The sequence below is a fragment of the Psychroserpens sp. genome, assembly GCF_045105015.1.
Taxonomy (GTDB): Bacteria; Bacteroidota; Bacteroidia; order Flavobacteriales; family Flavobacteriaceae; genus Psychroserpens.
The window spans coordinates 1-8,119 of the sequence record NZ_JBGCCX010000084.1 but is presented as its reverse complement, the minus strand read 5'-3'; the positions used below and the strand labels follow the sequence as shown (position 1 = coordinate 8,119).

8 protein-coding genes are annotated in these 8,119 nt (G+C 33.0%); 5 read left to right on the top strand and 3 right to left on the bottom strand.

Annotated features, from left to right (window positions below; translation table 11 throughout):
- Positions 1 to 2,810, bottom strand: a 2,810-nt coding sequence (locus tag AB8B90_RS06585) for a PKD domain-containing protein (RefSeq protein WP_405334942.1), incomplete at its 3' end; no start/stop codon positions are given.
- 10 nt (positions 2,811 to 2,820) lie between these two features.
- Positions 2,821 to 3,291 carry a hypothetical protein gene (locus AB8B90_RS06580; protein ID WP_405334941.1) on the bottom strand — a complete coding sequence of 157 codons (471 nt, stop codon included), beginning with the start codon at positions 3,289 to 3,291 and terminating at the stop codon, positions 2,821 to 2,823.
- 210 nt (positions 3,292 to 3,501) lie between these two features.
- Here AB8B90_RS06580 and folE point away from each other — a divergent pair, with 210 nt between their 5' ends.
- The 5 genes from folE (at position 3,502) to AB8B90_RS06555 (ending at position 7,580) form a co-directional block, all read left to right on the top strand.
- Positions 3,502 to 4,179, top strand: coding sequence for a GTP cyclohydrolase I FolE (gene folE, locus AB8B90_RS06575; RefSeq protein WP_405334939.1), 678 nt, complete (start codon positions 3,502 to 3,504; stop codon positions 4,177 to 4,179).
- Between the two features lie 24 nt (positions 4,180 to 4,203).
- Positions 4,204 to 5,685 carry a cysteine--tRNA ligase gene (gene cysS / locus AB8B90_RS06570; protein ID WP_405334938.1) on the top strand — a complete coding sequence of 494 codons (1,482 nt, stop codon included), beginning with the start codon at positions 4,204 to 4,206 and terminating at the stop codon, positions 5,683 to 5,685.
- Positions 5,686 to 5,731: 46 nt separating this feature from the next.
- Positions 5,732 to 5,968: a membrane protein insertion efficiency factor YidD gene (gene yidD / locus AB8B90_RS06565; RefSeq protein WP_405334936.1), complete on the top strand. Its 237-nt coding sequence runs from the start codon at positions 5,732 to 5,734 to the stop codon at positions 5,966 to 5,968.
- Between the two features lie 183 nt (positions 5,969 to 6,151).
- Entirely contained in the window at positions 6,152 to 7,075 is a 924-nt protein-coding gene (gene lgt / locus AB8B90_RS06560; RefSeq protein WP_405334934.1) for a prolipoprotein diacylglyceryl transferase, read from the top strand.
- Between the two features lies 1 nt (position 7,076).
- The gene (locus AB8B90_RS06555; RefSeq protein ID WP_405334932.1) at positions 7,077 to 7,580 is read left to right on the top strand and encodes a DUF192 domain-containing protein; all 504 of its coding nucleotides are present in this window, start codon (positions 7,077 to 7,079) and stop codon (positions 7,578 to 7,580) included.
- A gap of 68 nt (positions 7,581 to 7,648) precedes the next feature.
- On the opposite strand, the gene secF is transcribed toward AB8B90_RS06555, so the two are convergent.
- On the bottom strand, positions 7,649 to 8,119 hold a 471-nt coding region (gene secF / locus AB8B90_RS06550; protein ID WP_405334930.1), incomplete at its 5' end, for a protein translocase subunit SecF.

Below are 8,119 nucleotides of genomic sequence, written 5' to 3'. Positions count from 1 at the left end.
GCCTGACCTCCTACTGCCTGAGCATCACGTAAACTTAAATCAAAACTCGTAAAACCATCGTTGTCATCATCACAAACCTCTAAGGCTGTCAAAACATTGGCAACAGGATTTACTATAACATCTAAATCTAATGTAGTGGTGCTGAAACACCCATTGGATGTGTCATCTAATCTTACGTAAACTGTCTGCAAATTTGGAACAATATTAGTGTAAGGAGAGAAAATTTCGTTCGCAGGAGCATTGGCATCTGCAAGAGTTTCATAGTATGATACAACAACATTAGCCTGACCATTAATTATTTCAGTGTTGGCATTTGATAAAGTAAAAACAGCGAAACCGTCCGTGTCATCATCACATACAGATAAAGGAGTTGGAACAAGAGTTGTTGGTCCTGGATTAACAATTAAATCAAAAGAAATGGTTTCAAAACATAATGTATTAGAATCATTTTCTACTCTAACAAATACGGTTTGAGGATTTGAAATATTAGTATAAGGACTTGTTAATGGATTTGTATTAGCACCAGCATCTACTTGCGTTGGATGATACGTTAATGTTACACCTGTTTGACCATTAAGTATCGTTGCTGTTTGTGAATTCAAATCAAAAGATTCAAAACCATCACCAGAAATATCATCACAAACCACTAGATCATTAGGTTGAGTTAATGAAATCCCAGAAGCCACTAATACCTCAAAAGTTGTTGTCACAAAACAATTAGTATTGTTACTGTTAACAATCCTAACAAAAATAGTTTGAGGATTAACTGTATTAGTAAATAAGTTTGGTAATGGATTTGCATTATTATCTGCATCATCTTGCGTCCCATGATAAGATATTGAGACATCTGCTTGACCTCCTATAACTTCTGCATCTTTAGTTGATAAATCAAATTCAGTAAAATCATCTAACACAGCATCATCACATAGCTCATAAACTGAAATAGGATTAATAACCGGATTTGGATGGAATGTAATATTAATTTCTTCTGTAAGTGTACAACTCTGATCCGTAACTTCAACAAGATACACATCTGAATTAGGAGAGGTTACAGTAAAGGTTGGATTTGTTTCGCCAGGTATTAAAATATTATTTGAATACCATTGATAGGTTGCTGTAGCTGAAGCAATATCTGCATCTAAAATAACATCTGCATCACCTTCACATAGATCTTGATCAGGACCTAAATCTACGGTAAAAGGAACATCTTTACTCACTGTTACATCATCGGTAACTTCAACTGTATCACCATTACAATTGGTATAAATCACTCTTGCTGTATAGGTAGTTGTTCCTGTTGGACAAACATTTAATGTAGGAGTTGTTCCTAACACTGCTCCTGCATCGTCTAACCAAGCAAAATCAATAACACTTGGGCCAGCAGGTGTAAAACGCCAAGCTTCATCAGTAGTTGTCCATTGTCCTGTATTTCTACCTGGTGGCACAAATGCAGTAGTTCCTGCATCATTTTGAATACCTACAGCTGCGTTTCCATCATTCCACCCTGTACAAAGTGGTTTATCTTTAATATAAATGTCAATTACATTGGTTGTTTCATATAAAACGGCCATATGAGTAGCTAACATAGTATTACAAGCTCCTGAAAACATTGGAACTTCAAAAAATGATACTGCTAACACCCTATTTGGAGCTGTACCAATAATTTCCCAAGCAATTTCTTCAGCATTTCCAACTGTTGGATCAATATCATGAGTAGGAGTTAAGATATTTGCTTCACCTAAAGTATCATTAGTGTTGTTTGGTAAGCTTTCATCAAAAGACCAGCCATTACTTGTATCTCCAGCGTCAACATCAAAACGTATCACACCATTAGATCCTACTTGAAACTGTGTTTCAATATCATTGAAAAAACAAAAATCAAAAGGTAAACTTTCAACATCAGACCATTGGTCATCTGCATTAGGATTTAAAGAATTTGAAAGTCCATCAAAAGCAAATGGTGGCACAAATGGTATAGCAGTAACGGTGTACGTATTAGTTTCACCTATTTCTAAAAACTCTGCTGTTATATCTGTACAATTATCTGCACAATCTATAACAATATCATCACCAGCTTCAACAAAAGGATTTCCTGGTCCAGAAGCTCCTACTTGTGCGGTAAGATCAATATTGTTTGTACTTGAACAGCCAGCTGGATTAGTATCTGTAATTACTAATGTTACATTAAACAAACCTGAAGTAGCATATTGATGAGTTACAGTAGCACCAGTATCTGTGTTACCATCACCAAAATCCCATGCATATGTTGCTCCTGCACCACTTATTGAGAATGTTCCACTTGCATTAAAAGTAACAACTTCGTTTACATCTGCAACAACAATATTACCAACAGCAGCTGGATTAGTACTATCTAAATTAGCTACAATAGATTGACATGGTGTTAAGCAAGCAATATCTGCTTCCCAACCCGTAGTTGTACCTGAACCATTAGAAACAAATTCAATTGTTAAACATCCTGAAGGTGTTGTCGCTTCAACCACACCAGGATTATTTCCACCAGAAAATGAACCTAAAGAAGGAAACGTATTATCTGGTCCATCATAAATGGTCATTACGTCCAAATTTAACTGTAAACTAAACGCAGTAAAAGTTAACTGAACAGTATCGCCTGCAGCTGGAGGACAAATTGTTAATGTGAGATTTTCATTATCTGAATATGGTCCAAATTCGCCACCAGTATCAAAAAATCGATCTGTACATTGACTAATAGTTCCATCTTGCATCAGAATATCCTGACTGTATGAAAAAACTGTAAAAGCGAATATTAAAAGTGTAATTATTTTTTTCATAATAAGACGATTATTGAGGGTTTTGAGATTTGATTGTTACTAAATATGGAGAATTATCAAATCGATACGTTTTAGATCCTTCTCTTGAATAAAAATTAAATTGATATTTTAAAGGATTGAAAGTACTTTCATTATATGATGCGTCACGACTTAAAGTTTTGTTGTAATGAGTAAATAATGGAACCGTAGATAAATTTTCAAAACTTGATAAATCTTTATTGACTACTTTAATAACTTCAATTCGGTTTCTAAGAATATGTTTTATATCTCTTAAACGTTGTGGCTTACTTAATATATCATTCTCAGCATGTTCGCCATAAACTTCTATAATGAGATTTAACTCTTGCGAAGTAAGAGGCGCGTTAACATTATTATCATAAATGACATGTTGTAATGGTTTTTGACTAGTTTGAGAAAATGATGTGTTGACCGTTAACACACTAATAACGAATGCCAAAGGCAAAAGGAATTTTATATTCATAGCTCTTTATTAATTTAGAAGGCGTGAAATTTAATGAATTTTTAATTAAAACACTGTTAATATTGAGTCTCAATTGACATCTAACACCTACAGTAACTATAACATTTAAGATTAAAAAACTCCTACCTATGTATTAACTTTTTTTTATTGTTTATCTTTGCAGACTCTATAAAGCAACTTATTTTAGTTGATTTAGAAATATTTAGTATAATGAAAATAGAAAAAGACTTGAAAGATTTTGAAGCCATTGGTGATGACCATATAGGTTCTTCATCAGAAACACCATTACGCAATGATGCTTTCAAACTTAACGATGATGAAAAAATTGATATCATAAAGGATGATGTACGTCATATTATGGAAACCTTAGGTCTTGATTTAAACGATGATAGTTTAAGTGGAACACCTAATCGCGTTGCAAAAATGTTTGTGAATGAGATATTTGGTGGTTTAAACCCGAAAAGAAAACCGAAAGCCTCAACTTTTGACAACAAATATAAATATGGAGAAATGCTAGTTGAAAAAAACATCACTGTTTATTCAACTTGCGAACATCATTTACTTCCTATTGTTGGCAAAGCACATGTAGCTTACATTTCAAATGGAACGGTTGTTGGGCTTTCTAAAATGAATAGAATCGTAGATTATTACGCTAAGCGTCCACAAGTTCAAGAACGATTAACCATTCAAATTGTGAAAGAACTTCAAGACGTTTTAAACACTGAAGACGTTGCTTGTGTTATCGATGCCAAACACCTGTGTGTTAATTCAAGAGGCATTAGAGATGTTGATAGTAGCACAGTCACTTCAGAGTTTGGTGGTCAATTCAAAGACAAAGAAACCAAAAGAGAATTTTTAGATTACATCAACTTAGACACAACATTTTAAATTTTAGCTTTACACGTATTCAGCATGCAACTATACCAAGACCAAACCATTCAAATTTATAATTCCCTAAGTGGAGCAAAAGAAATTTTCAAACCAATTGAAGCTGGTTATGTAGGCATGTATGTATGTGGACCTACGGTTTATAGCAATGTTCACCTAGGAAATGTAAGAACATTCATGTCTTTTGATATGATTTTTAGATACTTAAAGCATTTAGGATTTAAAGTGCGCTATGTGAGAAATATAACAGATGCTGGTCATTTAGAAAACGATGCCGATGTTGGTGAAGATAAAATCACTAAAAAAGCAAGACTTGAGCAAATTGAACCTATGGAAGTTGTTCAACGTTATACTGTTGACTTTCATAATATTCTAAATACGCTAAATTTCTTACCACCTAGTATTGAACCAACAGCTACTGGACATATTATCGAGCAAATTGAATTAATTAAAACGATTATTGACAACGGATTTGCTTATGAAGTTAATGGATCTGTTTACTTTGACGTACATAAGTTTAACGAATCTAATGAATACGGAAAATTAAGTAAGCGTAAATTAGAAGACTTAATTCATAATACACGAGCACTCGATGGTCAAAGTGACAAAAAAAACCCTCAAGATTTTGCGCTTTGGAAGCGTGCCGAACCACAACATATTATGCGTTGGCCTTCACCTTGGAGCGATGGTTTTCCTGGATGGCACCTAGAATGTACTGCAATGAGCACAAAATATTTAGGAGATAATTTTGATATTCATGGTGGTGGAATGGACTTAAAATTCCCACATCACGAATGTGAAATTGCTCAGAGTGAAGCTGCAAAAGGCACATCTCCTGTAAATTATTGGATGCATGCTAACATGCTTCAATTAAACGGTCAGCGTATGTCTAAAACTACTGGAAACACTGTTAATCCTGATGAATTATTATCAGGTAATAACAAATTTTTCAGTAAAGCTTATGCACCAAGTGTGATTCGTTTTTTCAATGCAATGTCTTCATATAGAAGTGTACTTGATTTGACTGATGATGGTTTGTTAGCAAGCGAAAAAGGATTTCATAGACTAATGGATGCCATCAGTATCATGGATGATTTAAAAGCTGGCTCTACTTCTACTTTTAATGTTTCTGAATGGAAGAAGAAATGTTATGACGCAATGAATGACGACTTCAATTCGCCAATTTTAATTGCTCATCTTTTTGAAGCTTCCAAAATAATCAATCAAATTAAAGATAATAAAGCCTCTCTAATTTCTGAAGATTTAGAAATTTTAAAACAAACAATGAATGCCTTCACCTTTGATGTATTGGGCTTAATGAACTCAACTTCTGCTGAAAATGGAACAGATAAATTATCTGGAGCTGTTGAATTATTAATCCAATTACGTCAAGACGCAAGAGCTAATAAAGACTTTGCGCTGTCTGATAAAATTCGCGATGAATTAGCTGCTAAAGGTATTCAGTTAAATGATGGAAAGGATGGAACTACATTTTCAACCAATTAAATTCTTATTGAACAACAACAAATCGTGATTATTCATGCCTAATATTATGAAAAAGATCTTCATTGCTCCTTTCCTTTTTATAATAAAACTATATCAGGTATTGATATCTCCTCTAACTCCTGCATCATGTCGGTTTCAACCAACTTGTTCACATTATTCTAAAGAGGCACTAGAAAAACATGGTTTGCTAAAAGGTGGTCAATTGGCAATTAAAAGAATTTTTAGTTGTCATCCCTGGGGAAGAAGTGGTTACGATCCTGTTCCTGAAAAGGATGACAACTAAAAATTTGCTTCCGCGCCTACTCGCACGTTCACTAAAAATGTAAACTGTACATTTTCTTTTTCGTTTCGTCGCATTGGGGAAGAAGTGGTTACGACCCTGTTCCTGAAAAAGAAGATTAAAACTATCTTAACGTTTATCGCTTTTTGAGCATAAATAGTATCTTTACGAAACAAAATAAAACATATGCACGCTTTAAATATCGTCTGGAATCCTTCTAAAGGAATTGATTTAGGATTTTTCACTCTTCATTATTATAGTTTGATGTGGATTATTGCCTTCTTATTAGGTTTCTATATTATAAAACGTATTTTCATTAATGAAAAACAAACCAATGAAGCTCTAGATTCTCTTTTTATTTATTCGGTTATCGGTATTATGCTTGGTGCTCGATTAGGCCATGTTATTTTTTACCAACCAGAGTTAATCAATGATGATTTCTTTAGCATTTTTCTTCCTTTTAAATTTAAAGGTGGTATTGAGTTTACTGGGTTTCAAGGTTTAGCTAGCCATGGTGCAGCAATTGGCATGATCCTATCGATGTATTTATACAACAAAAAAATAATTAAAAAGAGTGTGCTTTGGATTCTTGATCGTGTTGTTGTTCCTGTTTCATTAGGTGCTGTATTTGTTAGATTAGGAAATTTTATCAATTCAGAAATTATTGGAGAAAAAACTACATCTTCTCTTGGTGTACAGTTTATTCAAGATACATACAATAAATATGAAGTCGTTAAAATTACAGGTATTAAAGATGTTAAGGCAGCTTATTCAGCTTTAGGTAATGATCCTAAATATGCAGAATTATTAAATCAAGTTCCTTTAAGACATCCTGCACAACTCTACGAAGCATTTAGTTATGTGTTTGTGTTCTTAATACTGATGTATACCTATTGGAAAACGAATAAACGGGATCAACAAGGATTTTTATTTGGTCTGTTTTTAGTATTATTATGGTCTGTTAGATTTTTTGTTGAATTCGTAAAAGAACCTCAAAACATTGAACGTGCTGATTGGCTTCTAAATACAGGTCAACTGTTAAGCATTCCATTTATTTTAATCGGATTATACTTTATGTTTGTCTATAAACCCAAAAGCAAACTGAATTAATATGAATCGTAAATGGCTCAAACTATTTGCCATAAGTTCATTTGGCATTTTGTGTGTTTCTTCTATTGCTTGCAAAGGAGAAAATCAAAACACAACCGTAAAACCTGTTACGATTTCATTTAAAAAAGAAGGTGATTTACAAATTAAAAAATCAGATTCAGATTCTTTAATCAAGACACTTGACATTGAAATCGCTGATGATGAGTATTCAACTCAAACAGGCTTGATGTATCGAAAAAGCATGCAAAATAATCAAGGCATGCTATTTATATTTCCCAATTCTGACTACAGAAGTTTCTATATGAAAAATACTGAAATACCATTAGACATTATTTATATTTCAGAAGATAAACGTATTGTAAGCATTCAAAAAAATGCAAAGCCTTTTGATGAAACATCTTTACCATCTGAAGCTCCAGCAAAATATGTTTTAGAAGTAAACGCTGGATTAAGCAAAACTTGGAATTTAGAAAAAGGTGATTTAATTGAGTATACTAAAAACTAATCAATACATGAAACAATAAAAAAAGCCATTCAAAATTGAATGGCTTTTTTTTTATTAAGATTAATGATTTACTCCTCTTCTTTTGGAGCTTCACCTTTATCATTTAAAGTATCATACATAATTGGAGTTGCAATAAATACAGAAGAATATGTACCTACAATTACACCTACAATTAATGCAAATAACAACCCTCTTAATGAGTCAGCACCAAAAATAAACATCGCTAATAACACTACTAATGTAGTTAAAGATGTATTTAAGGTTCTACTTAATGTACTGTTAATTGCAGAATTAATATTTGAACCACCTTTAAATCCAGCGCGTTCAGCAATTACTTCTCTAATTCTATCAAATACTACAACCGTATCATTTAGGGAGTAACCAATTACAGTTAAGATTGCGGCAATAAAGGCTTGGTCAATTTCCATACTAAATGGCATAAATTTATATAGTAATGAGAAAATACCTAATACTATTATTACATCATGAAATACAGCCACGACTGCACCAGTTGAGAATTGCCATCTTTTAAAACGAAA

Excerpts from the sequence above, each read along its gene's own strand:
- cysS (WP_405334938.1), top strand. The coding sequence starts at position 4,204 with ATGCAACTATACCAAGACCAAACCATTCAAATTTATAATTCCCTAAGT.
- AB8B90_RS06580 (WP_405334941.1), bottom strand. The coding sequence starts at position 3,291 with ATGAATATAAAATTCCTTTTGCCTTTGGCATTCGTTATTAGTGTGTTA.
- lgt (WP_405334934.1), top strand. The coding sequence starts at position 6,152 with ATGCACGCTTTAAATATCGTCTGGAATCCTTCTAAAGGAATTGATTTA.
- AB8B90_RS06555 (WP_405334932.1), top strand. The coding sequence starts at position 7,077 with ATGAATCGTAAATGGCTCAAACTATTTGCCATAAGTTCATTTGGCATT.
- folE (WP_405334939.1), top strand. The coding sequence starts at position 3,502 with ATGAAAATAGAAAAAGACTTGAAAGATTTTGAAGCCATTGGTGATGAC.
- yidD (WP_405334936.1), top strand. The coding sequence starts at position 5,732 with ATGAAAAAGATCTTCATTGCTCCTTTCCTTTTTATAATAAAACTATAT.